Origin of the sequence: Clostridium ljungdahlii (assembly GCF_001636845.1) — a bacterium.
Classification (GTDB): Bacteria; Bacillota; Clostridia; order Clostridiales; family Clostridiaceae; genus Clostridium_B; species Clostridium_B ljungdahlii_A.
Map to the genome: position 1 here is coordinate 1 of NZ_LITT01000023.1, position 26,426 is coordinate 26,426.

A 26,426-nucleotide genomic window follows, 5' to 3' on the forward strand; every position below is an offset into this window, starting at 1 on the left:
TATTTGGGTTCATATCCAAGCTCAAAAAGGGATTAGCTTAGATGCAATTTTAGAAGTTCTTAAACTGTCAAAAAATAAGTGTGCATAGACAATGTAAAATAATGTGAGTATTTTTGCTCATTTAAAGTATTAAAATTAAGTACAAAACCAGGAAATTTGAAAAAATATTTTTTATAAAATAGTAACTAAATGGATAATTAAATATTTTAAGTCGAAATTTTCGATAAGAAATTTAATATTGATAATCTATATGGATATAAGAGAGTATTTATATTAAAATAAAAGATGTACAGTTTAATAAATAGAAGTAGGGTAGATTGTATTGAAATTATTTTTTTAAAAATATATCTGTTATTTAGACACATAATGTTGATAATTTTAAAAAAAGGAAATTTTATTTATAGAAATAGAGTATTTTTATGTGATAAAATAATAAGTAAGTAGGTGATTGATTTGGATTATATGAAAGACTTTATTAAAAGCACAAGAGAAGTAGTAAGTAAAGTAGGAGGAGAAGTTTATTTAGTCGGTGGATATATAAGAGATAGATTAATTAGTATAACAGCTAAACCAAAGGATATAGATTTCATATTTAACGGAAATATTGAAAAATTTATGGAGGAACTCGAAAATAGACAATATAAATTTTTCCCTATAAAACAGGAAATAGGTATATATAGATGTATGTTAGGAAATGATTCAATAGATATATCTCTCATGGAGGGGGGCTCGATTGAGGAGGATTTGAAGAATAGAGATTTTACTATGAATGCTATAGCTATAAAACTTAGTGGAGATAAAGTTAAAGTTATTGATCCCTTTTATGGAAGAAGAGCTATTGATAATAGAATAATTAAAAGTGTAACGGATACGAGCTTAGAAAATGATCCTGTCAGGATACTTAGAGGTATTAGATTTTATATATCTTATGGAATGCATTTTAATTTGGATACAGAAAAATACATTGAAAAATTAGGTTACAGGATAATGGATATGCCTATGGAAAGAGTATTTAAAGAATTTATGATTATATTAGAAAAGGATAATCAGGGAAAGGCTTTTGAAATTTTAGATAACTATGGAATACTAAAAAATATTATACCTTATATAGAAGAATTAAAAACTATAGGAAAATGTGCATATCATATAGAAGATGTATTTACCCATATGAATTTAACTTATTGTGTATTTAAGGATATCTTAAATGGTAAGGTAAGTGTTGAGGGATTAAATTTACATGTGTTTGAAGATAAAATAGGTGAATTTAAGTTGAGAGAGTATATGTCTTTAGCTTGTTTTTTACATGATATAGGTAAATATGAGGCTTATAGAAAGGACGGAGACAAGGTAAGTTTTTGGGGACATGAAATGAAAGGAGCTGCTATAGCTAGGAATTTCTGTAGAAATATGAAATTTCCAAAAAAAGCAGAAAGTTATATAGAAAATATAGTAGAGGGTCATATGTATCCACTAAAGATTTTTAAACAAAATTCTAAAGATAAGAAGAATGATTTTTATAAGTTTTTTTCAAAATATGATGGATATATAATAGAAATACTAACTGCTGCATATTGTGATAATTATGCTACAAGAATGCTTTTGGATGTTGAAAATGAGAAAGTTAGATTTAAAATATTTATTGAAGACATGTTAAAAGAGTATGAGTTATATTGTAGTATAAGCGAAAATAAAATTTTAAGTGGAAATGATGTTATTCGGATTTTAAATATATCAGGGCCTGAAGTAAAAAATGTTCTTGAGGATGTAACAAGATTTAGATATTTAGGAAAAATACAAACTAGAGAAGAAGCATTGAATTATTTAAAGGTTAAAATGAATAACAATTATATTTAAATTAAGCAAGAACTTATCCACAATGTGGATAAGTTCTTGCTTATGGTACTATGGATTGAAAAATTAGAATTTTGTTTATGCTAATATATAAAAGTTGAAACTTGATTAAAAGTGTTGTATTAATATCAATATGTAGAACTTATCCACAGAAAATGTTGATAAGTTCATGATTTCTGTGGACAAGTGTCTGAAAATTCGTTTATTCTTCTATACTTTGAAAAGTTGAGACTATAAAGTCAAATTCTTCTGCATTGGAAATTTCTCCATAACTGTCTTCTGAAATTCCAGGATAATAATATAGTATGAACTTTTCTTTAGAGCGTATATTTTCTATTATTATATATTTTTTGTCTAATTCTACATCTTGAAGAACGGCCAGTACTGTATACTTATCACTTTCACCAGTTTTGTCGTTAGTAAGATTTAAAGAAAAGCTATCATGCATTGTAATGTTTATCTTCTTTTTATCACAATTTACGATTTTAGAACCACTTTTACATCCAAGACAACTGTCAAATTTACAATCTGAAGTACAGTTAAGGCACTGACAGGTGCTGCATTTCTCAAGTTGGGATAAAGATTCTAAATTGTCATTTTTATAATCTTCCAGTAAAGAAATATATTTATCACTTTTTAGCTTGTTTAAAAAGCCTCCTGTATCAAGTTCACCTTGTGCAGCTTCAATTAAATCTATATATTTTTTTAAGGTTAATACCTTGGATACATATTTTCTTCTATTTAAAATATCTTTATCTAAAAAAGGAGAAATGTTATCTATGGCATAATTTATAGCTACAAATATTTTGCCATATTTATCTTTTTCACATTTTAAGAACTGGTCAGCTTTACTCATGATATCACCTAATTTTGTTTATATTTTTCCAATTCTTTATCAAGGTCAACTTCATCTAATTTTTTAAATTCTTTTTCTAAAGAATCCTCTTCTCTTAAATCTCCCAATCCTTCAGCCAAAGATTCTTTCTTTTGAATTTTTCTTTCGATGTCATCAATATTTATTTTATTGCTTCCTGTTTCTACATTAGATAGTATTTCATTTACTTTTTTAGAGGCTTCTGCATTATTAAATCTTGCTGCAGCCTCATCTCTATATACTCTGGTTTTGTGTATTTCTTCCTCTAGTTCTTTTAACTTACTTTTAACTGCTTCAGCTTTTTGGCAAGCATCTTTGTAACTGGCTTCTAAAGAGCTGTAACTTTTATCAGCTTCTAATTTCCTAGCTAGAGCCTTTTTAGCTAATTCTTCATTTCCTTTGCTCATTGCAAGTTTTACTTTTTCATCAAATTCAGTAGATATTCTTTTGGATTCTTCCATTTTCTTTTCAATTTCATGAACGTTGCCTAGTATTTGTGCTGATGATAATTTAGCTTTGTTTAGGCTGTCATCCATATCCCTTAGTTTTTGATCAAGCAATTCAATAGGGTTTTCAATATCATCTAAAGTATTGTTTACTTTCGCCCTAAAAATATTTGATACTCTTTTTAATACTCCCATAAAAAATCCTCCTCATTATTTTCTGTTTTTAAGTTTTTTTATTTTTTTTATAATAAATAGTAATATTAAAATTAATATTACAAATTTAACAAAGCCCCAAAAGAAGTTTGCTAAAAGACTATGACCTCCACCATATCCATAATAATTTGAGCTGTGTCCCCAGGGTATAGGGATGGGTATAGGTATAGGAAAAAAGGATCTATGACTTCCACTGCTATAATTTTGACCGGAGCTAGAATTATTTTGGTTAGTATTTTGATTACTAGATTTTGAAGAAGAATTAGGTGTATTAGAAAAACTGCCCGACTTAAAATCTCCTCCAGAACTATTGCTGCTATTTTTTTGTTTATAGGTAGAGTTAGGGGAAGAAAAACTACCCGATTTAAAACTACCACCGGAAGATTTGGAACTACTACTATGTGAAAAGCTACTTGTGCTGTGTGAAAATCCACTTGATTTAAATCCACCAGAGCTTCTTGCATATACAGTATTACTATTTATGTTTAAGATATTTCCCTGTGGTGTAAACAAATCTACCGATAAGAACAAAAAAGCCATCACTAATGATATAATAAAAAGTTTTTTATTTAACTTAACTTTAGCCACCCCCCTTAAAGAAAATAATCTTTTCTTATATGGTAACATAATATTTATAGCTAGTGGATATTAATATTATTAAATTTTTATAACATTAAGTATGAGAGCATTATACAGTATCATATAACTTATAACAAGTATTGAATTAACTTGTTATAAGCAATTTAAGACGATTTAAAATGATTTAACATGATTTATATAGAAAATGTAACAAATTCCCGTGAATTTAATAAATAATGAGTTTGTAAAGAATATATATATAACCTATAATATTAATATGGGTTTTTAAGGTTAAAATAACTGTTATTTTGGAGGTTGTAAATAATGAAAGAACACAAATTTGGCATGGAGTATATAAATAAAGTTGCTAAGAATATATCAGATAATACTATAGTACCTTATGAAGACTTGCCTAGATATGATTTATTTTTATCTCAAGTTACAGACTATCTAAATGATAAGTTTCAGGGTGAAAAATACACAAATAATATAGTACAGAATTATATTAAAAATGAGGTCATATCTAAGCCCGAAGATGGGAAAAAGAGGGGATATACAAAAGTTCATTTGACACAGCTCATTTTATTAAGTTATATGAGACCTATATTAACCACAGAGGAAATAAAGAAGGTTTTCAGGCTTGCCTTTAATGAGATAAATGATGGAGAAGATGATATAATATCATGGGAAAATGCCTATAAGATATTTTCAGATTTGCATAACAATAGCCTTGATGATTTAATGAATAAAGAACATTTTAATGAAAAAAAATTTCAAGACATGGTAAAGGATATGAATTTAAAATCCGAGGATGAAGATAGGATAGTTATCTTTTTTGTGGTAATATCTTTAATTTGCCAGGCGAGTGCAATTAAGAAACTAGTTCAAAATATAGTAAATAACTATGAAGGAAAATAGAAGGGATAAAAATAAGTTTATTGTGATACTTTATGCAACTTACCTAGATTTATCAGATTAAATTTAGGTAAGTTATTTTTATAGGTAACTTATTTTGAATCAGCTGTTAACAAACAGATGCTTTGAGCAGCTATGCCTTCTCCTTTGCCAGTAAAGCCAAGACCTTCCTCTGTAGTGGCTTTTACACTTATTACAGATGTAGTTATATTTAGAGTTTTAGCTATATTTACTCTCATATCTTGTATGTATGGAGAGAGTTTAGGCCTTTCGGCTATTATAATAGAATCTATGTTTCCTATAGTATATCCTTTTTCTTTAATCAAAGCTGATACATGTGAGAGCAATCTAAGACTAGATATGTTCTTATATTTATCATCATTATCAGGGAAATGCTTGCCGATATCACCTAGACATAAGGCTCCAAGGAGACTATCCATTATTGCATGAAGAAGTACATCTGCATCTGAATGTCCCATAAGACCTTTTTCAAAAGGGATATTTACACCTCCTAAAATAAGAGGTCTATTATAAACTAATTTATGGACATCATAACCAAGCCCGATTTTCACATTTAATTCCTCCTAGATTTGTTTATTATATTTTAACACACATAATAAAAAGGTGCACTTAATGGCACCTTAAGATATATCTTTAAAACTCCGAATCACATTTTTATTATTTTTATCCTTTGTTTTACAGGGTTTAAACATAGAGTAAAAGAATTTCTTATAAGTTTTCTTTATTAGTAATAGAAGTGAAAATGGATCTTTTTTCCTATTTTTTGAAAAATCTACCTTGATAACGTTATCTTTCATAAATAACCTCACCTTCCATAAAAAGATCTTACTACAATAATAACATAAATTTAAAAGTATGTTAAGAAAATTACAAAAAATATTTAATTGAACCACAATTATAAAATTAAGGGGACAGGTAATCCCCTTAATTTTTGAGATAAAAAGGTATATTGTTTTGTATTGGAAAATGTTAGTTGTGTTTTATGAGCTTTGTGACTATGTGGTTAATAATATTATATGGATATAGGGTTAAATGTGTTACTAAATAGTATGTTATCCACATGTTGTCCACAAAAGTGTGGATAATGTGGATAAATAGTATAAAAATTAAATATAAATAAATGCTACTTTATACCTAATATGTTAATAACACAACTTATTAACATATTATCTGTGGATAATGTGTAAAAGTCTACAACTAGTAGTATCTATTATATTATTAGATACTACTAGTTGTAGACTGATACTCGGAGGTATTTTTTTAATATAGAAGCAATAAGATAATTATATTAGATTTTAAATTTTACCCTAAACAGAAAGTTAGGGGGAAAAGATAACTTATATTATTTAAAAATAACATGTTATCCACAAAATATGTAATAATGTTGTGGATAATGTTGAATATAGTTTTTATCCGATGACTACCTGCTCTAATACTCCCACTTCTCAAGTGTGAGTAAAGATCAGCTACGTCCCTGGATAACGAGTTCTAAGTATCAGATGGAGTTAAAACTCCATCTGATACCAAGAACTCTGTTTATTTCAAATCAAACATACAATGGGTCTTATAAATGTGACAAAAACTAAAATAATTTACAATTTGTTAATATTTTGTTTAACAAAAATGAAGATACATGTTTTAATATGTTAGGGAAAGGATTTTTATGCAGAGCTTAATTTAATAAAAGTGGATGGGAGATAATATATAATGACAACAAGGAACAACTTTAGCAAGATTTTTAAAAAGGGTGGATTAATGTTACTTGGATTGATTGTAGTTTTTGGTTTGTCCTATGGAGGATATAATTATTTTCATGGGAATAAATCAAAAACTAATAAGGTAATATCTGCTGATAAAAAAGCTGGGAGTGAAGTTAGTGAGAAGAAGGTATCTAAAAGCAATGTGAAAAATAGTAATAAACAAGGTTCAGATAAGGACAAGAATATTAGACATAATGTATCTGAAGATGGAATGAAATATACTTATGATGCACAAAAAGTAAAAGATATATTGGACAATAAGGCTCCAAATGATGGAAAGAAGATAGCATTTCTAACTTTTGATGATGGACCTTCTACTACTGTGACACCAATAATATTGAATACTTTGAAAAATCATAATGTGAAAGCAACCTTTTGTCTGTTAGGAGAAAATGTAGAAAAAAATGAAAAAAGTAAGGAACTAGTAAAAGAAATATTAAAAGAGGGACATGCTATTGGAAATCATACTTATACACACAGCATGAGAAAGCTATATCCTGGAAATAGACTTGATGTAGGTACTGTTATGGCAGAAGTTGAACAGGATAATGCAGCTATAAGGAATATTGTTGGACAAGATTTTAATACTAGAGTACTAAGACTTCCAGGAGGGTATATGTCAAGGGTATACTATCATGATCCTGATTTAAATGAATTTAATGCACGACTAAAGGAAAAAGATATGTACAGCATAGATTGGAATGCCTATGATTTTGATGCAGAGGGAAGAAGAAAAAATGCAGATCAGCTTTTAGAACATGTAAAAAGAAGTGTAGGTTCACAACAAAAAGTTGTTATACTTATGCATGATACTTATGGTAAAGAAGAAACGGCTAGAGCATTACCTCAAATTATAGAATATCTAAAAGGCCAGGGGTATGAATTTAAAACAATAGCTTAAAGCAAAAAATCAACTTATAGACTTTTGAAATTAAACTTTTTATGTATATGATTGTTTGATATAATAAATTCAGGAAAAAATCTACTTTATTTACTAGAAAATTTGTAATCTACATAGCTAATGAGAAAAGTTCGGGCATTATCCAGGTTAGGTTGGAAAGAAGCGATAATATGAAAAATAAAAATATAAAGGCTTTAATTGCTCTAGTTTTATTGATTTTCTTCATAATTGGTGCACATAGTGTTTACAAAACTAAAAATGTATCTTCAAATGACCAAAAAAAAGTCGATAATAAATCAAATGTAAAGTCTGATAAAAAAAATCAAACAAATATAAAAATGTCACGTGTTAAGGATAGAGAATTCACAGGGAAAAATTTAAAATATAACTCTCAATCTATTCCTATTTTATATTATCATTCCATAGATTATGAAAAGGGAAATGAATTAAGGGTGCCAAAGGAAAAATTTAGAGAACAGATGAAGTATTTAAAAGACAATGGATATACTACCCTTACTTTAAATGAATTTTATAATTTTTTGGTCTATAATAAACCAGTGCCTAATAAATCGGTAGTAATAACTTTTGATGATGGATATAAGGATAACTATGAAAATGCTTTTCCTATTTTAAAGGAGTTTGGATTTAAGGCTACCGTGTTTATGATTACAAGTAGTATAAATAATGAGAAAGATTTTTTAACTTCCAGTGAGTTAAAGCAGATGGATAGTTATGGCATGGATATTGAAAGCCACACAGTAAATCATGATAAGCTGGATAGGTTAACTTATGACAAACAAATACAGACTTTAAAGGATTCAAAGGAATTCTTAGAAAAACTTCTTAATAAAAAAATAAAATATATTGCATATCCTTATGGCAAATGGAATGAAAATGCTATAAAAGCTTTAAAGGCAGAAGGATACAGCATGGCTTTTACTACAGTAGGGGGGTGGGCTAATAAAGACCAAGGAATATATACTTTGCGTAGAGTATATGTAAGTGAAAGATATGGAATGAATGAATTTAAAAGACGACTTACAAATAGTAATTACGAAAATACCAATAAGTAAAGACTTTTATCTAGGGTAATATGTTCAAGTAATAGAATGATTATAATTAAGATATTTTGGGGGGTAAAAATTGAATAAGAATGTAAAGACACTTATAATAACAGCAGCTTTTGCACTAGTGGCTTTTCAATTTAAGGTATCTGCAGATTCTTCGCTGGGATCTCCTAGGATAAACATTGATACCAATAAAGAGTGGACTGTTAAATTCAGCAGCAATTTGGAGCCAAGTACTGTAAATAGTACTAACATACAAGTTACTGATGAGAATAATGCTCAGGTTCCTGTGGCAGTAACTTTGGGAAATGATCCAAGTACTATACTGGTAAGTCCTAAAGTATCAGGATATGATCCAAGTGAAAAATATAATCTTGTTATAGGGGAAGGATTAAAATCAGTTTCAGGGAAAAATTTGTCCAACCCTTTAAGCATGCAGTTTACTACAAGTAATAAATATTCAGATGGGACAAGTTATACAGATCTTCCTAAAATAACTTCCAATAAATTTGAATATGCATCGCTTTTGTCATCCGAGAAACAAGGCTTTTTTATACAATGTGATAGTTCATCAGATGTACAATATAGAATTTTTGTAAATGGACAAAACGATAAAGATGGAAATTACACTGAACTTACAAATGGATATACTAGCGAGGATAGTGGAAAAATAACATCTTTGAAAACGTTGAGTGCAGGTACTAACGGTCAAAAATATAAAGCAGTAATTTATGTGAAAAGGACAGGAGCTACTGGAGCTCATAAAGATGGAAATACAGAGTATGATAATTATTTTGTAGATTACTTTAGATGTGTGGATAGTATAGATACTGGGTCAAATGAATATGCAAACTATGATATATCTTTAGATGATATGGTAAATACGCAGTTAAATTCAGATAGTACACCTGTATTTGTAGCAGCCAATGTAATGGATAATGCTGCAACTAAAAACCAGATAAAATATTATGCTGATCCAAATAATTTTCTTGACAGTTATGGTAAATATCAATTTTTAAAGCTTACATATTCTGATGGAGTTACAGTAGATAGTCTAAATAATTTTCTAAAAGGAAAAGGAATTTTTGATGGGAAAGGACAAGCATTTTTAGATGCAGCTAAAAATAATAATATAAGTGTAGCTTATTTAGTTTCACATGCTATGCTTGAAACAGGAAATGGTACTTCTAAGCTTGCAAATGGTGGAGCAACGGATAGTAATGGAAATTATATTTATGGAGTACCTGTATATAATTTCTTCGGAATAAATGCTACAGACGATAATGCTGTTTTAAATGGAACTAAAACTGCATATGAGAATGGATGGACTACTGTAGAGAGTGCTATTTCAGGTGGAGCACAGTGGATAGGAAAGTGGTATATAAACAATCCATCAACAAATCAAAACACTCTTTATAAAATGAGGTGGGATCCTGGAAGTCCCGGACAGCATGAGTATGCTACAGATATATCTTGGGCATATAAACAAATACCAGATATAATAAAGGAAATGCAGGATATAACAGCAGGTTCTAATTTAACATTAGAATTTGAAATACCTAAATATAAGTAATAAATATAGTAAAAACACTATCAAAATCAATGATGATTAGATAGTGTTTTTTATTTAAATGATTCCTTCACTTTTTAGTATATTTTCCAATTCGTTTACTTTGTCGTAAAGAAGATGAAATTTGTCTTTCAATACCTGATTCTGTGAGTTGTCGCTTACTATGGCCTTTTCCAAACTTTCAATAACTGACAGAGCTTCGTCGATATCTCGTTGAGCCAAATTTAAAGTGTTTTCTTTCATTAATAATTCTCCTTAATTTAATATATTTTTTATTTTTGATAAATCTTCATCTTCTACAAATGGTGCACAAAATTGAAAAGTTTTTTCATGGCCGCATTCTGAACATACACAATTACAAACATCGTAGGGGATACCATCAACTATGGATACATTTGAATTTTCAGCTAAATATTCTCCTCCACATATTTCACAGGGAGTATCATTTATAACTAGATATTCACTTTCTATATATTTCATTATATCTCTAATGGTCATTATTAACCTCCAATTTAAAAATTATCACAACATAAATGGTAACACTATTAAAAGGGATTTTCAATGATTTCATCTCTATAAAATCCATCTGCTTATAGGTAATTTTATATTCTTATTATCATATATTAGTTATATGATAAATATTTGTATATTTTGGATTATAGGGGGAGTGGTTATATTGTGATAAACATTATATGGTTTTTTATTTTAGCTTTTGGAATAGGGTTTGGAATATTATCTGGAAGGGGAGAGGCAGTGTCCAAGTCCATTATAGCTTCTTCAGATGCTTCAGTAAAACTTATGATAAGTCTTTTGGGAATAATGTGTCTCTGGTGCGGAGTAATGAAAATAGCAGAGAAAAGTGGGCTTATGAATAAAATAGCAAGTTTAATGAGACCCATTTTGAAAATTTTGTTTAAGGATGCATCTAAAGATGAAAGAGCTATAGGGCCAATAGTTATGAACTTAACTGCTAATATGATGGGATTATCTAATGCAGCCACTCCTTTTGGAATAAAAGCTATGTATGAGCTTAGTAATCTCAATAAAAAGAAAGAAGAAGCAAGTGATGATATGGCACTTTTTTTAGTTTTAAATGCAGCTTGCATACAGTTCGTTCCAACTACGGTTATATCCATAAGGGCGGCAATGGGATCTAAAAATCCTGCAGAAACAATAATACCAGCTATAATTACAACTACTATATCTGCAATAGTAGGAGTAGTATGTTGTAAAATTCTCCAGAGATATTTTTAACTTTATTTTAAAAGGAGTAGAGTAGTGTGAAGTACATAATAAAAGCTATAATACCAATAATTATTATATTTATGGTTACCTATGGTCAAATGAAAAAAGTTAGAGTATATGAATGTTTTGTAGAAGGAGCCAAGGAAGGGATAGATATATGTATTAAGATATTTCCGTACCTATTAGCCATGATAATAGCAGTAGGGGTTTTTAGGGAATCTAAAGCTTTAGATTACTTTATAGAATTTGTAAAGCCTGTAGTGAAATTTATAGGACTTCCTCCTGAAGTAGTACCTCTTGTGCTTGTAAAGCCATTATCAGGCAGTGGAGCTCTTGGAATATTTGCTGAAACTTTAAGTAAATTTGGACCAGATAGTTACATAGGTAGAATTTCTTCTATAATTATGGGTTCTACGGAAACCATATTTTATACTCTTACAATTTATTTTGGAGCGGTTGGTATAAAAAAAATAAGGCATACCCTTTGGGCAGCAGTAATGGCAGATATAACTGCAATAATCACAGCAGTTATAGTAACTAGAATTATGTTTTAATTGAAAATTGGTATGAAATTTTATATTTTACCTTATAATAATTAGTTGTATAATATATAGTATAATTCATAATTATTCGGGATGTGAGTTAAGTTGTTAAGGTGGAAAGAGCTCTATGAAGAATGTTTAAATTGTCGCAAATGTAGTTTAGGAGATAACAGAACTAATATGGTTTTTGGAGATGGAAATCCTAAGGCACATATCATGTTTATAGGAGAAGCGCCAGGAGCAGATGAGGATAGAACGGGAATACCTTTTGTAGGTAGGGCAGGTCAGCTTTTGACGAAAGCTCTTCTTGCTCTGGATCTACATAGAGAAAGAGATTATTACATATGTAATATTTGCAAGTGCAGACCCAAGAACAATAGGACACCTTATGAAGAAGAAGAAAAAGCTTGTATTCCTTATTTGAGAAATCAAGTAGCACTTGTAAAGCCCAAAATAATAGTTTGTCTTGGTGCAACTGCCATGGGATGTATATTGGGAAAGGACTGGAGAATTACAAGAGATAGGGGAAAGTGGATTGAAAGAAAAGGCTTTTATATGACTGCAACTTTTCATCCTTCAGCAGTTTTGAGAGATGCGAATAAAAAAGCTGCATTTTGGGAAGATTTAAAAAGTATAAAAGAGAAAAATGAAGAGATTTTTCAAACAAAAAATGTTGACACATAAAATTATATGACATATTATATTGTTAAATACTGTGAAGGAAAGAGTAGTAAATTAGTTTGCACAAAGAGAGTCGGCAGATTTTGGTGAGAGCCGAATGCAATAAAGTTTATGAACATGGCTCTAGAGTATATCACTTGAAATAATAGTAGAGTGGTACGGTAGTAACCGTTACATTACAAGGTAATTAATAGTTACTTAATGATGCTTTTATTGTGAAGTAAAAGTAAAGTAGAGTGGTAAAGCGTAATTTACGCCTCTATGTGGAAAAGATTTTTCCACATAGAGGCTTTTTTATATGAAAAAATAATTAGAAATACAATAAAACTAGAAGAAAAAGGGAGAGAAAAACATGACCAAGAAAACTTATTATATTACTACGCCAATTTATTATCCATCTGCAAATCTTCATATAGGAAACACCTATACTACTGTAGCAGCAGATGCTCTTGCAAGATTTAAAAGGCTTACAGGTTATGATGTTATGCTTTTGACAGGAACAGATGAACATGGACAGAAGATTCAGAGATTAGCTGAAGCAAAGGGCGTTACTCCTATAGAATATGTAGACGAAATAGTTGCTGGAATTAAAAAGCTGTGGGATATGATGAATATAAGCTATGACAAGTTTATACGAACTACAGAGGACTACCATGTTAAGGCAGTTCAAAAAATATTTAAGAAATTGTATGACCAAGGTGATATATATAAGGGAAGTTATGAAGGGTTATATTGTACACCTTGTGAATCATTTTGGACAGAAACCCAAGCAGTAGACGGTAAGTGCCCTGATTGTGGAAGGCCAGTAGAAAAAACTAAGGAAGAAGCATATTTCTTTAAAATGTCCAAATATGCTCCTAAACTTATAAAGTATATTGAGGATCATCCTGATTTTATACAGCCTGAATCTAGAAAAAATGAGATGTTAAATAATTTTTTAAGGCCTGGTCTTCAAGACTTGTGTGTTTCTAGGACATCTTTCAATTGGGGAATACCTGTAACTTTTGATGAAAAACACGTGATATATGTTTGGATAGATGCGCTTGCAAATTATATAACAGCACTTGGATATGGAAGTGAAAATGAAGAATTGTACAATAAGTATTGGCCAGCAGATGTGCATCTAGTTGGTAAAGATATACTGAGATTTCATACGATTTATTGGCCTATAATGCTTATGGCATTAGGACTTCCTGTTCCTAAAAAGGTATTCGGACACGGATGGCTTCTGGTAGATGGTGGAAAAATGTCAAAGTCAAAGGGAAATGTAGTAGATCCTGTAGTTTTGGTAGATAATTTTGGTGCAGATGCTGTTAGATATTATCTATTAAGGGAAATACCATTTGGTTCAGATGGATTATTTAACAATGAAATATTTATAAAAAGAATTAATGCAGATTTAGCTAATGATTTGGGAAATTTATTATCTAGAACTTGTGCTATGGTTGAAAAATATTTTGATGGAATAGTACCTGCGCCAGTAAGAAAAGAGCAAATTGACGATGAACTTATAAAGTTGGCTTTGGAAACTCCTGTAAGTATAGAAAAGAATATGGATAATTTAAGAATACCAGAAGCTTTAGATAGTATATGGAATCTTATAACTAGATCAAACAAATATATAGATGAAACTACACCATGGATATTAGCTAAAGATGAGGCTAAAAAAGATAGGCTTGGAACAGTGCTTTACAATCTTTTAGAGTCACTTAGAATAATATCTGTATGTGTTTCTCCATATTTACCTGAAACAAGCACTAAAATGTATAAACAACTTAATACAAACGTTGTTTCTTGGGATAGTATAGCCTCTTTTAATGGAACTAAAGCTGGAACAAAGATAAGCAAGGGAGAATTATTATTTCCTAGAATAGATGTAGATAAAAAAATAGAGGAATTAAATAAACTAAAAGAAGAAAAAAAAGCAGCACAGGGTTCCAATGAAAAATCTTTAAAAAAACAAATAACTATAGATGATTTTGATAAAATAGATTTAAGAGTTGCTAAAGTTTTAAAATGTGAAAACATAAAAGGATCCAATAAACTACTTAAATTTCAACTTCAAATGGGAAAGGAACAGAGGCAGGTAGTTTCAGGAATTGCAAAGTATTATAAGCCAGAAGAACTTGTAGGCAAATATGTAGTATTTGTAGCAAATTTAAAACCTGTAAAATTAAAAGGCGAAATTTCAGAAGGAATGATATTATCTGCAGCTTCAGATGATGATAGTAAATTATCCATACTATCACTTTCTGATGAAATCCCAAGTGGAAGCACAGTAAGGTAATGTGAATTTTATGCAATTCAACTCTGGCACATAAGAAATTTTGATTTAATATAAAAAAATTGCAAAGCAACTTTTTTAATTAATAGTTAAGAATGAAGAATTAATAGTTAATGTGGATTTTTTTCGTTACACTACAAAAAATCTTTAATTAAATTTTTGAAGACTCGTTTTGCTAAAGCAAAACATTACTAAGCGCTGACTTATATAAATTTAAAGATTTTTTGCGACAGCTAAAAATCATCCTTCACTATTAATTTTTCATTATTAATTCTTAACTTGCGAAGCTTTGCTTCGCATTATTTTTAAACTGTGAAAGAATTTAAAATTAAGTTAGGAGAAGTTATATGGAACTAAATATATTTGATGCCCATGCGCATTATGATGATGAAGAATTTGACGAAGATAGGGACAAAGTAATAGAAGAGTTGAAGAAAAACAATATAGTTGGAGTATTAAATTGTGGTTCTTCTATTGAAGGAGCTAGAGCATCTGTTAAATTAGCGGATAAACATGATATGTTTTATGCAGCAGTAGGAGTGCATCCTGAATATTCTGACATATTTACTGATGATATATTAGAAGAATTAAAAATTTTAGCTAAAAATAAAAAAGTAAAGGCAATTGGGGAGATAGGGCTTGACTATTATTACAAAGAAAATCCTCCGAAAGAAGTACAAAAAGCTGTATTTATAAAGCAGATGAAATTAGCGGATGAATTAAAATTACCAGTAATTATACACGATAGGGAAGCTCATGAAGATACTTTAAATATAGTAAAACAGTTTAAGAATGTTATTGGAGAAATACATTGCTTTTCTGGAAGTGTTGAAATTGCAAGGGAATTTTTAAAATTAGGATATTACATAGGATTTACAGGGGTAGTAACTTTCAAAAACGCAAAGAAAGCTGTTGAAGTTGCAAGGGAAGTACCCTTTGATAGAATTTTAGTTGAGACAGACTGTCCCTATATGGCTCCAGTTCCTTTTAGAGGAAAGAGGAATAGATCTGAATATATAAAATTTATTATAGCTAAGATAGCTGAAATCAAAGGCGTAGAGGATAGTAAAATAAGCCAATTAACAATTTTTAACATGAAACAGTTGCTTAATATGGTAAAATAGTGTAAAATTAAAGAGAGGTTTTATTAAATCTATTTTTAGTAATAAAAAAACATTTAACAGCATAGTTTATATAATAGGCACTTTAAACCACCAAAAAATAGCATAGACTGTAAGTTGAGTAGGGAACTCTAATTAGTAGATTTAATGCGAGTTATTTACTCATGAAGTATAATATCGGAATCATAAATAATTATTTTATTTATAGTTTTATGCACAAGGCTGCATTTAACATTTTATAACAGTCTTAATGCAGAGTGATATTTGACATGATTTTGGGTTCCATTTATAATGGAGTATGTCGCTCTCGCCCAGAGGAGGTATTTTTATGGTGGAAAAGTTCAAGACTTACTTGAAAAAATATTTTCCAATTGGCCTTAGAGTAGAAATTATTGCAGTTGTAATTTTATCTGTTTTAATCGGAGTAGTATTTAGTACAAGAAAGACGATAGTTGTTTCAGTAGATGGAAGTAGTAAAAGGATTACTACGTTTTGTAGTACTTATAGAAAAGTTCTCGATAATAGTGGAATTAGTATAGGGCCTAAGGATAAAGTGAAGCCTAGTCTAGACAGCAGGGTGGAGAATAACACCACATTGAAAATCAAAAGAGTAGTAAAAGTTAAAGTAGAAGCTGACAATAAAAAGTTGAATTTAGAGTCTGCCGAGAATAATGTTGAAGATATGTTAAAGGCAGAAAAGATAGGAATTTCAAAACTTGATATAGTATATCCATCCAGGAAACATGAGTTGAAAAAAGGAATGAATGTAGTAGTGACTAGGGTTAAAACAAAAGACATAAAAGAGGACAGACCTATAAACTATGACACAATTTTGAAAAGTGACGAGCAGGTTGAAAATGGAACTAAAAAGGTTGTGCAAGAAGGACAAAATGGAGAGAAGGAGACTGTGACTAGGGTTGTATACCAAAATGGTAAAGAGGTTTCGAAAAAAGTAATTAGTGAAATCATAAAAAAGCAGCCAGTACAAAAAGTCATAGCCATAGGAACATTGACTAATTATACTCCGTCTAGAGGAACTAATCTTAACTATGTTGAATCACTGCAAATGAGGGCAACTGCATATACTGCAGATTATGCCAGTACAGGTAAGAGTCCTGGAGATCCAGCATTTGGTATAACTGCATCTGGCACTGTAGCCAGGAGAAATAATGGAGATTATAGTTCAGTAGCAGTTGATCCTAGAGTAATACCACTTGGTACGAAGCTTTATATAGAAGGTTATGGCTATGCTATAGCAGAAGATACAGGTGGAGCTATCAAGGGAAATAGATTAGATTTATTTTTTGATTCTAGCTCAGAAGTAGACAACTGGGGTGTAAGATGGGTTAATGTTTATGTAATTAGGTAGGAGCATATGCTCCTATTTTTTCTTTCAATTTTATGAAAATATTTTCGAGTATAAGTATAGGAAATCTATTATCTATAATAATAGATTTAATAAAATAGGAGGACATTTATGATTAAGGAAGTAATAGTGGTTGAAGGAAGAGATGATATAACTGCAGTTAAAAGGGCGGTTGATGCTCAGCTTATAGCTGTAGGGGGTTTTGGAATAAATAAAAAAATTATAGATAAAATAAAAGAAGCTCAAAAAAGACAGGGCGTTATAGTATTTACGGATCCGGATTTTGCAGGAAATAAAATAAGGCAGATTATATCTAAAAGGGTAAAGGGAATAAAGCATGCTTATATATCTCAGAAAGATGGTATAAAAAATGGAGATATTGGGGTTGAAAATGCTTCCCCAGAAACTATAATAAAGGCTTTGAAAAATGCCAAATATGAGGTAAAGGAAAAAAGAGAGGAATTTGAAATAAGCGATATGGTGTTCTTTGGATTGACAGGAAAATCAAATTCCAAGGCAAAGAGGGATATGATGGGAAAGGAACTTGGAGTAGGATATTGTAATACTTCTCAGTTTCTAAATAGACTAAATGATTATGGAATAACAAAAGAGGAATTTAAAGAGGCTATAAGTAAAGTAAATAATATAATAGATAAGGAGAAACACAATGAATGATTTATCTACTGCAGATATAGTAAAAAAATATGGATTTAAATTTTCAAAAAGCTTGGGACAAAATTTTTTAATAGATAACACAGTATTGGATGACATAGTAAATAGTGCTGACATAAATAAGGAGGATCTTATTATAGAAATAGGACCTGGTGTAGGAACTTTAACAAGAGAACTTTTGAAAAAGGCAGGTAAAGTATGTGCTATTGAATTGGATTCGGATTTAATTCCAATTTTAAAAGAAGAACTAAAAGACTTTAAAAATTTTCAGTTGATACATAAAGATGCACTTAAAATAGATTTTAATGAGATAATAGATGATGAAAAAAATGTGAAAATTGTTGCGAATTTACCCTACTATGTTACAACTCCTATTATTTCACGATTGTTGAATGAAAACTACAATTTTAAGACTCTTACTATAATGATACAAAAAGAAGTAGGAGAGAGAATTGCATCAGAACCTGATTGCAAACAATATGGAGCACTTTCGATTCTTGTGCAATATTATTGTGATGTTGAAGTAATAAGAAAAGTAAGTCCTCTATCATTTATTCCAAGGCCGAAAGTAGAATCTATAGTTATAAAGCTAACCAAACTTGATGAACCTAGAGTTAAGGTGAAAGACGAAAAATTATTTTTTAAAGTAGTAAGATGTTCATTTAATATGAGGAGAAAAACCCTCTGGAATGCTGTAAAGACTTTAAAAGTTCCTAAAGAAGATATGGAAGCTGCTTTTAAAAAAGCTGAAATTGATGAAAAGAGAAGGGGTGAAACCCTATCTATAGAAGAGTTTGGAAGATTATCTGATTGTATATATGACATATGTATACATTAAAATGCGACATGTTTTTAAAGATAAGTTAAAACTATTTGTTCACTTTTTGAAAGTTATCTCATATATTATAATGAATATAATATATGGAGGTATAGAAGTTGGCACAAAAAAAGAGTTATAGTAGATATTTTATAATATTACAAGAAGATGAAAAAGGATACTCTTTAGCTTCTGACAAAATTGCTTCAGGATATGCAAAGTTGGAGATGAAAAATGATAAGTGTAAAATATCTTATTATGTACAAAATTTAAAAAAAGAAAAAACACCCTATTACATGATGCTAATATGTAATAAAAAAGATATAAAAAATATAATCAAAATTGGTGAAATGAACATAGATGATTATGGAAGAGCAGATATATGTTATGAATATGCTGCAAATGATGTAGCAGGAAGTGGCATAGCTATGGATAAGGTGTCAGGAGCTGCCATAGTGAGAATGGTGGATGATAACATAATATCTGTAATGAGCGGGTTTGCAAGTACGGAAATACCTGAGTGGAAAGCATTTCCGGTATCTCAAAATAAAAGCAAAGATTTAGAAGAAACCGAAGTAAGTGAAGTAGAAAAACCAGAAAAAACTGAAGCAAAGAGTGTATTTGATCAGTATGAGGATATTATAGAGAAAGCCAAAGAAGACGAAGAAGAAGTTAAAGAAAATATAGAAATAGAAGAAAAAGATTCTTATAGAGAAGAACAAGAAGAAGAAAAAGAAGAGCAAGAGGAATCTGAGAAAGTTAATAAATTGGAAAGTGAAGAAGAAAATAAAGAAGTTCAAGTAGATGCTGAAGTGATGGAAGAAGAGATTATCGAAGATAACTCAAAATCTAATAATACAGGAAAAAATGAAGACAAAAACATAAATTCTAAAGAAAAAAGAAATAATGATAGCTCAATATATGTGGATGAATCCCGATTAAGATGCCATAAAAAATTAAACTTAAATAGATGTCAGAGAGAATGTGAAAAAGATAATGTACCTAGAAGTTATCCTAAAGGTCCAGAAGGAAAGTTTTTTACACAACTTATGAGTGGCTTTAAGGAAATAAAAGATATCAATAAGGAATTAAAAAGGTGTGTATGGAGTAAGGTACCTATAAGTTCTATGGATGATATGTATAATACCACTGATTATAATAAATATTCTTATATATATTATCCTATGGTAGGATATTATCCATATATAAAAAAATATAATTATTATTTAGCAGGTTATAAATGTGATAAAAATGACAGGGTAAAATATTTGATATATGGAATTCCAGGAACTAAAAGCAGAAAGGATCAACCTTATGGAGGAAAATCTGGATTTGTTACATGGATACCCCTAAAGGATAAAGATACGATGGGCCATTGGCTTATGTTTTATGACTTTAGAGCAAATACTATAGTAATACCTGTTAGAAAGTAATATTGGTCACTTATTATGAGATTAATAGTGATAAATAAAAAAAAAATTGGGGTTACTATAATTATAATAGGACTTATGATAGTGCTTTTAGGACTTGAAAAAAATTTTGATATGAGACTAAAGTTTACAGCTCTTATTCAAAATAATATGGAATCTCTTACTCAATATAAAGGTCTAGAAGGCAGGCTGCTGTATAAACTGCCATCACGGTGGACCTGTAGAAATCAGGACACATTTGGGGATGAAATATTATATCATAGTGATTTTAAGAGTGATGACAATGCGATAAATGGTTTTGTTGAAGTATGGAATTTAAAAGGTGACTTAAAATTATTTTTACAAAATAGTAAGAGTATATCCCAAAAACAAAATTTGTACAAAGACTATTCTATAAAACAAATTTATATGAATGGTAGGAAAGGATATTTACTTAAGTATACAATTACAAAGGAAATCGGAGATAGTTATAAGTGTATAGAATACTTTACAGAAGAAGGAAAACAATTTTGCAGATTTTCTTTTTTTGTAAAAGAATCAAATTTCAAAGAAAACATGCCTACTATATTTGAGGTTATTGTTAAAACTTTAGAATATAATTAGAAAATATAAGGTTTATCCCCTTCAGGTTTATTATATGAAAGGGGATTTTTTTATACTAATTATGGTATAATAATCATAGATTTCATTAAGATAGAAAGGGGTGAGAATCCCTCGCTGAAGACTAGAATGTATTTGTAAATATAATTTTTGCATATTGAATTCTTGAAAATTCTGCAGTGGGTGAAAAAATTGGATAAGACTATCAAAAAAAGATTAAATATATTTATAATATCCTGCATTTTAATACCTGTGACCTTATTGTGTGGATGTAGTAAATTGGATCAATTAAAAGTTAAGGCAGGTTTAAAAAATTCGGATTTTGAATATATGAAACAGCAGGGAAAAGTTAAACAGGTAATTATTCAAAATACAAGGGATCAGGGATTTAAATTTGTAGTTACTGATCAAAGTACCATTAAAAATTTGTACGATATACTATCTTCTGCTAAAAAAGTATCAAAAAAATCATCGTTGGATCCTGATTATGTATTTGAAATAGATGAAGGAAACAATAAAGTTCACAAGTTTAGTTATATAGCGGGACTTGATAAGAAAGATTTAGGGAATCTCTATAGCAAAGGTCAGGCATATATAGTATCAAATAGAATAGACAACGATATGATAAATAATTTTTGGAATACAAGGATGCCGCCAAGTGACTTTAAATCAGTGTACTATGGGTCCATAATGGATACATTAAATAAATATTTTAGTGAAAAAGATAAAACTAAGAAAATAGGAATAAATTTAAAAGATGACATAGATGCCCAAAGATTTATACTTTCTACTGAACAGGAAGAATTTAAATCAGATCTTACTAGTAAATTTAAAAATGCAAACATTGGAAATAATGATGAAGATAATTATGATGTGTGGGTAACAATAAAAACAGAAGGTTATAAATCCACATTGTATAAAATGACTGTTACATTTTTTGATAGACAAAATCAAAGTGAGAAGGTTTATTATGTACAGGATACATACAGTAGTGGCGGATGGAACAAGAGCATATCGGAAAATAAGCCTAATGGTTTTTAAAAATATAGGAAATGTTGCTTAAAATTTAATGTGGATTAACTATATAAAAGGAGGAAAAATGATTTGAGTAATTGCGATGGTTGTTCAAGTAAATCACAGTGCAGTAAAGATGATAAAGGTGGATGTAAATACATATTGCCTAAGTATGGAGACATAAAGCATATAATAGGTATTATGAGTGGAAAAGGTGGAGTAGGTAAGTCTACAGTTACGGGAATATTAGCATCAAAATTAAGAAACTCTGGATATAAGGTGGGAGTACTTGATGGAGATATAACAGGTCCATCTATGCCTAGATTTTTTGGAATAAACGATAAAAGGGCTGATATACTACAAGTGGGGGAAAGTGAAGAAATAAAGTTTTCTCCAGTAGAATCTTCTTCAGGAATAAAAGTTATATCATTAAATCTTTTAACAGAAGAGGAAGAACAACCTGTTATATGGAGGGCACCTATGATAACAGGAGTGTTAAAACAGATGTATTCAGATACAAGTTGGGGAGAATTAGATTATTTGCTTATAGATATGCCTCCAGGTACTGGAGATGTAGCTCTTACTGTGATGCAGGAAATTCCAATGGAAGGTGTTATAATAGTATCTACTCCTCAGGACATGGTATCTATGATAGTAAAAAAGGTTGTTATAATGGCAGAAGACCTAAAGGTAAATATATTAGGTGTAGTAGAGAATATGTCCTATGTTAAATGTGGAAAATGTGGTGAAAAAGTAAGGCTATTTAGTGAAAATTCAGCGAAAGAACAAGCTGATTACCTTGGATTAGAACTTCTTGCTGAAATGCCAATAAATTCTGATCTGGTAAAAAATATGGAAGCTAAAAAGGCAGAAGAATACATATCAAATTCATTGGAATATAATGATTTACTTAATAACTTTATAAAAAAATTAAAATAGAAATTATTATAATAAGCATTATTTTTGGGATAATATAAGGTGTACTTTAAAGTAACTAATTATATAGCGAGGAGTGAAAACTTGTTATTAATAACAGGAGAATAGTATGAAAGCTGTAGTTGATAAAGACACTTGCATAGGATGTGGGTTATGTCCTAGTATATGTCCAGAGGTTTTTCAGATGGATGATGACGAAAAAGCTAAGGCAATTGAAGATAATGTTCCAGGAGAAGCAGAGGACGCTGCGAAAGACGCAGAGGACAGTTGTCCTGTTTGCGCTATTAAGGTAAGCTAGGAAAAGGGGATTATGTAAAAAATTACATAATCCCCTAAACTTTCAAAAACTATTTGTGATAAAAATGTACCACAGTTTTTCATACAGCATATCAATTAGGATTAAAACAAAACTGGATGCTGGTTATACTTGTCATTTAATGTAACTTCAGATATGGGATGAATGTTTATCCTATCACCTATTCTAGAATCGGGTGGTAAATGAGTAGTCCCTACGCTAGCAGTAGTACCATCTTGAAAACTTACAAGTGCGTCTGTAATATTCATATCAATTATTTTGCCGATCATGAAAGTCCTCCTAAAGATAAGATTATATGTGTTATTTTTATCTATATTTTTAAATATTATTCCTAGAAATTTTATCTTATAGGTATTTGATGCATTTCAATTAAAAAGTGTGCTTTATAGGTTTTTATAGGTTTAAAGTAAAAATAAAGCTCAATTTATAAATTGCTTTTTTATATATGGCAAGGTATAATAATCAAGTCGTTTATACAATATATAGTAGTTGGGAGGAAAGCGTATGCTACATGTTGTGAAAAGAGATGGTAGAAAGGTTCCCTTTGATTCCATTAAGATAACCAATGCCATAAAAGGATCTTGTGATGAAATAGGTTTTGATTTAAAAGAAAGTGAATTTATTGATTTAACTCAGAAGGTCACAGAAAATATAGAAAATCTTAATCTTAAGGAAGTAAATGTAGAAGATATACAGAATATAGTTGAAGAAGTACTTATGAAGAAAGGCTATGTTAAAATTGGATTAGCTTATTCAAATTATAGAAGAGAACGAAATGATATAAGGGAAATAAAGTCTGATCTTATGAAGGCTATTGATAAAATAGGAGTTCAAACAGACAGAGATAATGCAAATGTTGGAAATAACTTTAGTGCCAAGCTCTTGAGGATTGCCAGTGAGTCTAACAAGTGGCATAATTTAGCTACTATGCCTAAACATTTAGCTAAGGCTCATGAAAATGGTGATATATATTATCATGACTTAGATTCTTATAACTTAACTGTAAATTGCCTTCATATACCAACAAAGGAAATGCTTTTAGATGGATTTAATACAGGATATGGAAACATAAGAACTCCTAAGAGAATAGAATCTGCTGCAGAACTTTCTTGTATATTACTGCAGTCAGCACAAAATGATATGTTTGGTGGACAGTCTCACCCGGATTTCGATAATGATATGGCTATTTTTGTTGAACCTACAAGAAGGGAAATATTAAAGAACCTCAAGGAAATGAGAGTAGAAGAGGAAAAAATAAAGGATATTTCTGAAAAGAAATTAAGAAGAAGTATAGAGCAGGCTATGCAGGGAATAATCTATAATCTTAATACCATGCATTCTAGGGCAGGATCACAGGTACCTTTTAGTTCACTAAACATAGGTATACCAACCTCAAAGGATGCAGCTCTTGTATGTGAGGTATTTTTGACGGAATATGAAAAAGGACTTGGAAGAGGAGAACAACCTATATTTCCTAATATAATATTTAGGGTTAAAAAAGGCGTAAATAAAAATCAAGAAGATCCTTATTATTATTTATTTAAAATTGCATGCAGGGTAGCTTCAAAGAGAATGAATCCTACTTTTATGAATTTAGATGCTGATTTTAATAAAGCATATTATGATAAAGGTGTAATACCTGCAACTATGGGATGCCGTACTTATGTCTGCTCAAATGTAAATGGAGATCCAGGGGTGAAGGGTAGAGGTAATATAGCTCCTGTTACTATTAATTTACCTAGGCTTGGAATTTTATCTAAGGGAAATACAAATAAATTCTTTGAATTATTACAAGGAAAATTAGAGTTAGCAAAGGAATCTTTAATGCACAGATATGGCATTTTAAAGAGACTCAGAGTTAAAGATTTACCTTTTGTAGCAGGTCAGAAACTTATGAAAGGTGCGGAGAACTTAAAGTCAGAAGATTCGATAGAACCAATATTGAAACAGGGTACTTGGGCTATTGGGTTTATAGGACTTGCTGAAACATTAATTGCATTAACTGGGAGACACCATGGTGAGGATGAGAGTTCAAGAGAACTTGGGATAAAGATAATTACATATATAAGGAATTATACAGATAAGCTTATAGAGGAAACACATTTAAATTGGAGCTGCTATGCTACACCAGCCGAAGGATTAAGTGGAAAGTTTATAGTACATGATAAGAAAATATTTGGAGAAATACCTGGAGTTACAGACAAAGAGTATTATACTAATTCTTACCATATACCTGTAGGATATCCAATATCTATAAAAGACAAAATTGATATAGAGGCTCCTTATCACAAACTTTGTAATGGAGGTCACATAAGTTATATAGAAGTTGATGATTATCCATCAGAAGAGGTTGTTAAAAGTATAATTGACTATGCTTATGATAATACGAATATAAGTTATATAGGGATAAACTTTCACATAAGGTATTGTAAGGAATGCGGAACTTATATGCATGGGGAAGATGTCTGCCCTAAATGTGGAGGCAACAATATACAAGGTATATCAAGGGTTACAGGATATTTATCTTTGGATGAAAGATTTGGAGAAGGTAAGACAGCAGAAAGAAGAGATAGAATATCCCAGGGAAGCAATAAACATGTATATTGTTAAAGCCTAGTAGTTAACTAATCCAATGTATAAAAAGGAGGAAAAATCAATGGGGGGCAAAAAAATTAGATTGGCAGGTATTGCTTATGAGAGCCTAGTTAATGGCCCTGGAATGAGACGGGTATTTTTTGCTCAGGGATGTAGACATAACTGTAAAGGATGTTTTAACCCATCTACCCATGACTTTAAAGGCGGTCAGCTAAAAGATATAGATAAACTGGTTTGCGATATTAAAGATAATCCTATGGTAAGTGGAGTTACATTTTCAGGTGGTGACCCATTTGAACAACCTGAAGAATTTGCATACATGGCTGCTAAAATTAAAGAATTAAATTTAAATATATGGTGTTATACAGGGTACACTTTTGAATCTATAGTTAATGGCTCAGATACGGCAAGGAAATGTCTTTTAAATAATGTAGATGTGCTAGTGGATGGAAAATTTGAAGAGAACAATAAAGATACAAAATTAAAATTTAAAGGATCCAGTAATCAAAGAATTATTGATGTAAAGAAGAGTTTAGATTCCAATGATATAGTAGTATTGATTTTTAGTTGAAAAACTTTAGCTAAATATATTATAATACTTCATGACGAG

General features: G+C 30.1%; 27 protein-coding genes, 1 pseudogene and 1 other annotated feature. Of the genes and pseudogenes, 20 read left to right on the forward strand and 8 right to left on the reverse strand.

The window, feature by feature from the left end:
• The first annotated feature begins 462 nt into the window (after positions 1 to 462).
• Entirely contained in the window at positions 463 to 1,854 is a 1,392-nt protein-coding gene (locus WY13_RS09755; RefSeq protein ID WP_063555486.1) for an HDIG domain-containing metalloprotein, read from the forward strand.
• A gap of 199 nt (positions 1,855 to 2,053) precedes the next feature.
• On the opposite strand, the gene WY13_RS09760 is transcribed toward WY13_RS09755, so the two are convergent.
• From WY13_RS09760 to WY13_RS09770, 3 genes are read right to left on the reverse strand one after another with little or no spacing between them, the layout of a single operon-like run.
• Complete coding sequence (locus tag WY13_RS09760; protein WP_063555487.1) at positions 2,054 to 2,707, reverse strand: hypothetical protein; 654 nt, start codon at positions 2,705 to 2,707, stop codon at positions 2,054 to 2,056.
• Positions 2,708 to 2,715: 8 nt separating this feature from the next.
• On the reverse strand, positions 2,716 to 3,366 hold the full coding sequence (locus tag WY13_RS09765; RefSeq protein WP_063555488.1) for a PspA/IM30 family protein: 651 nt from the start codon (positions 3,364 to 3,366) through the stop codon (positions 2,716 to 2,718).
• Between the two features lie 15 nt (positions 3,367 to 3,381).
• On the reverse strand, positions 3,382 to 3,972 hold the full coding sequence (locus WY13_RS09770) for a hypothetical protein (RefSeq protein WP_063555489.1): 591 nt from the start codon (positions 3,970 to 3,972) through the stop codon (positions 3,382 to 3,384).
• A gap of 315 nt (positions 3,973 to 4,287) precedes the next feature.
• Here WY13_RS09770 and WY13_RS09775 point away from each other — a divergent pair, with 315 nt between their 5' ends.
• Complete coding sequence (locus tag WY13_RS09775; protein ID WP_063555490.1) at positions 4,288 to 4,881, forward strand: DUF1836 domain-containing protein; 594 nt, start codon at positions 4,288 to 4,290, stop codon at positions 4,879 to 4,881.
• A gap of 89 nt (positions 4,882 to 4,970) precedes the next feature.
• Here the strand turns inward: WY13_RS09775 and ispF are convergent, their stop codons facing one another.
• Both ispF and WY13_RS20980 read right to left on the reverse strand, forming a co-directional pair.
• The gene (gene ispF / locus WY13_RS09780) at positions 4,971 to 5,450 is read right to left on the reverse strand and encodes a 2-C-methyl-D-erythritol 2,4-cyclodiphosphate synthase (protein WP_063555491.1); all 480 of its coding nucleotides are present in this window, start codon (positions 5,448 to 5,450) and stop codon (positions 4,971 to 4,973) included.
• A 69-nt stretch (positions 5,451 to 5,519) separates the two neighbouring features.
• Positions 5,520 to 5,696, reverse strand: coding sequence for a hypothetical protein (locus WY13_RS20980; protein ID WP_156499015.1), 177 nt, complete (start codon positions 5,694 to 5,696; stop codon positions 5,520 to 5,522).
• 910 nt (positions 5,697 to 6,606) lie between these two features.
• Between WY13_RS20980 and WY13_RS09785 the strand changes: the two genes are divergently transcribed.
• The 3 genes from WY13_RS09785 (at position 6,607) to WY13_RS09795 (ending at position 10,200) form a co-directional block, all read left to right on the forward strand.
• Positions 6,607 to 7,560: a polysaccharide deacetylase family protein gene (locus WY13_RS09785; RefSeq protein ID WP_063555492.1), complete on the forward strand. Its 954-nt coding sequence runs from the start codon at positions 6,607 to 6,609 to the stop codon at positions 7,558 to 7,560.
• A 170-nt stretch (positions 7,561 to 7,730) separates the two neighbouring features.
• Positions 7,731 to 8,633 carry a polysaccharide deacetylase family protein gene (locus WY13_RS09790; RefSeq protein WP_063555493.1) on the forward strand — a complete coding sequence of 301 codons (903 nt, stop codon included), beginning with the start codon at positions 7,731 to 7,733 and terminating at the stop codon, positions 8,631 to 8,633.
• A gap of 70 nt (positions 8,634 to 8,703) precedes the next feature.
• Positions 8,704 to 10,200 (forward strand): glucosaminidase domain-containing protein, encoded by a 1,497-nt coding sequence (locus tag WY13_RS09795; RefSeq protein WP_063555494.1) that lies wholly within the window; start codon positions 8,704 to 8,706, stop codon positions 10,198 to 10,200.
• A gap of 54 nt (positions 10,201 to 10,254) precedes the next feature.
• Here WY13_RS09795 and WY13_RS09800 read toward each other — a convergent pair whose 3' ends face one another.
• Both WY13_RS09800 and WY13_RS09805 read right to left on the reverse strand, forming a co-directional pair.
• The gene (locus WY13_RS09800; protein ID WP_063555495.1) at positions 10,255 to 10,440 is read right to left on the reverse strand and encodes a hypothetical protein; all 186 of its coding nucleotides are present in this window, start codon (positions 10,438 to 10,440) and stop codon (positions 10,255 to 10,257) included.
• A gap of 12 nt (positions 10,441 to 10,452) precedes the next feature.
• A complete protein-coding gene (locus WY13_RS09805) occupies positions 10,453 to 10,695 on the reverse strand; it encodes a hypothetical protein (protein ID WP_063555496.1) in 243 nt (80 codons plus the stop codon).
• 180 nt (positions 10,696 to 10,875) lie between these two features.
• Here WY13_RS09805 and WY13_RS09810 point away from each other — a divergent pair, with 180 nt between their 5' ends.
• The 13 genes and pseudogenes from WY13_RS09810 (at position 10,876) to WY13_RS09870 (ending at position 23,203) form a co-directional block, all read left to right on the forward strand.
• A complete protein-coding gene (locus WY13_RS09810) occupies positions 10,876 to 11,451 on the forward strand; it encodes a nucleoside recognition domain-containing protein (RefSeq protein ID WP_063555497.1) in 576 nt (191 codons plus the stop codon).
• Between the two features lie 26 nt (positions 11,452 to 11,477).
• A complete protein-coding gene (locus WY13_RS09815; RefSeq protein WP_063555498.1) occupies positions 11,478 to 11,996 on the forward strand; it encodes a spore maturation protein in 519 nt (172 codons plus the stop codon).
• 93 nt (positions 11,997 to 12,089) lie between these two features.
• Positions 12,090 to 12,668, forward strand: coding sequence for a uracil-DNA glycosylase (locus tag WY13_RS09820; RefSeq protein WP_063555499.1), 579 nt, complete (start codon positions 12,090 to 12,092; stop codon positions 12,666 to 12,668).
• Between the two features lie 22 nt (positions 12,669 to 12,690).
• Positions 12,691 to 12,929, forward strand: a binding site (T-box leader).
• An 85-nt stretch (positions 12,930 to 13,014) separates the two neighbouring features.
• Positions 13,015 to 14,952 (forward strand): annotated as a pseudogene (gene metG, locus WY13_RS09825) (methionine--tRNA ligase); the annotation flags it as partial.
• Positions 14,953 to 15,296: 344 nt separating this feature from the next.
• A complete protein-coding gene (locus tag WY13_RS09830; RefSeq protein ID WP_013236864.1) occupies positions 15,297 to 16,073 on the forward strand; it encodes a TatD family hydrolase in 777 nt (258 codons plus the stop codon).
• Positions 16,074 to 16,398: 325 nt separating this feature from the next.
• Entirely contained in the window at positions 16,399 to 17,439 is a 1,041-nt protein-coding gene (locus tag WY13_RS09835; RefSeq protein WP_063555501.1) for a 3D domain-containing protein, read from the forward strand.
• Between the two features lie 108 nt (positions 17,440 to 17,547).
• Positions 17,548 to 18,111, forward strand: coding sequence for a ribonuclease M5 (gene rnmV / locus WY13_RS09840; RefSeq protein ID WP_063555502.1), 564 nt, complete (start codon positions 17,548 to 17,550; stop codon positions 18,109 to 18,111).
• Positions 18,104 to 18,946, forward strand: coding sequence for a 16S rRNA (adenine(1518)-N(6)/adenine(1519)-N(6))-dimethyltransferase RsmA (gene rsmA / locus WY13_RS09845; RefSeq protein ID WP_063555503.1), 843 nt, complete (start codon positions 18,104 to 18,106; stop codon positions 18,944 to 18,946). The genes rnmV and rsmA overlap by 8 nt, the downstream gene beginning before the upstream one ends.
• 98 nt (positions 18,947 to 19,044) lie before the next feature.
• Positions 19,045 to 20,358, forward strand: coding sequence for a hypothetical protein (locus tag WY13_RS09850; protein ID WP_063555504.1), 1,314 nt, complete (start codon positions 19,045 to 19,047; stop codon positions 20,356 to 20,358).
• Positions 20,359 to 20,385: 27 nt separating this feature from the next.
• The gene (locus WY13_RS09855; RefSeq protein WP_242866436.1) at positions 20,386 to 20,958 is read left to right on the forward strand and encodes a hypothetical protein; all 573 of its coding nucleotides are present in this window, start codon (positions 20,386 to 20,388) and stop codon (positions 20,956 to 20,958) included.
• 180 nt (positions 20,959 to 21,138) lie between these two features.
• Positions 21,139 to 21,996, forward strand: a complete 858-nt coding sequence (locus WY13_RS09860) for a hypothetical protein (protein WP_242866457.1) — start codon at positions 21,139 to 21,141, stop codon at positions 21,994 to 21,996.
• Positions 21,997 to 22,059: 63 nt separating this feature from the next.
• Entirely contained in the window at positions 22,060 to 22,908 is an 849-nt protein-coding gene (locus tag WY13_RS09865; RefSeq protein WP_063555507.1) for an Mrp/NBP35 family ATP-binding protein, read from the forward strand.
• Between the two features lie 106 nt (positions 22,909 to 23,014).
• On the forward strand, positions 23,015 to 23,203 hold the full coding sequence (locus tag WY13_RS09870) for a ferredoxin (RefSeq protein WP_063555508.1): 189 nt from the start codon (positions 23,015 to 23,017) through the stop codon (positions 23,201 to 23,203).
• Between the two features lie 101 nt (positions 23,204 to 23,304).
• Here WY13_RS09870 and WY13_RS09875 read toward each other — a convergent pair whose 3' ends face one another.
• Entirely contained in the window at positions 23,305 to 23,490 is a 186-nt protein-coding gene (locus WY13_RS09875) for a hypothetical protein (RefSeq protein ID WP_063555509.1), read from the reverse strand.
• Between the two features lie 235 nt (positions 23,491 to 23,725).
• Between WY13_RS09875 and WY13_RS09880 the strand changes: the two genes are divergently transcribed.
• Positions 23,726 to 25,831 (forward strand): anaerobic ribonucleoside triphosphate reductase, encoded by a 2,106-nt coding sequence (locus tag WY13_RS09880; protein WP_063555510.1) that lies wholly within the window; start codon positions 23,726 to 23,728, stop codon positions 25,829 to 25,831.
• A 46-nt stretch (positions 25,832 to 25,877) separates the two neighbouring features.
• Positions 25,878 to 26,387: an anaerobic ribonucleoside-triphosphate reductase activating protein gene (nrdG, locus tag WY13_RS09885; protein ID WP_063555511.1), complete on the forward strand. Its 510-nt coding sequence runs from the start codon at positions 25,878 to 25,880 to the stop codon at positions 26,385 to 26,387.
• The last annotated feature ends 39 nt before the right edge of the window (positions 26,388 to 26,426 follow it).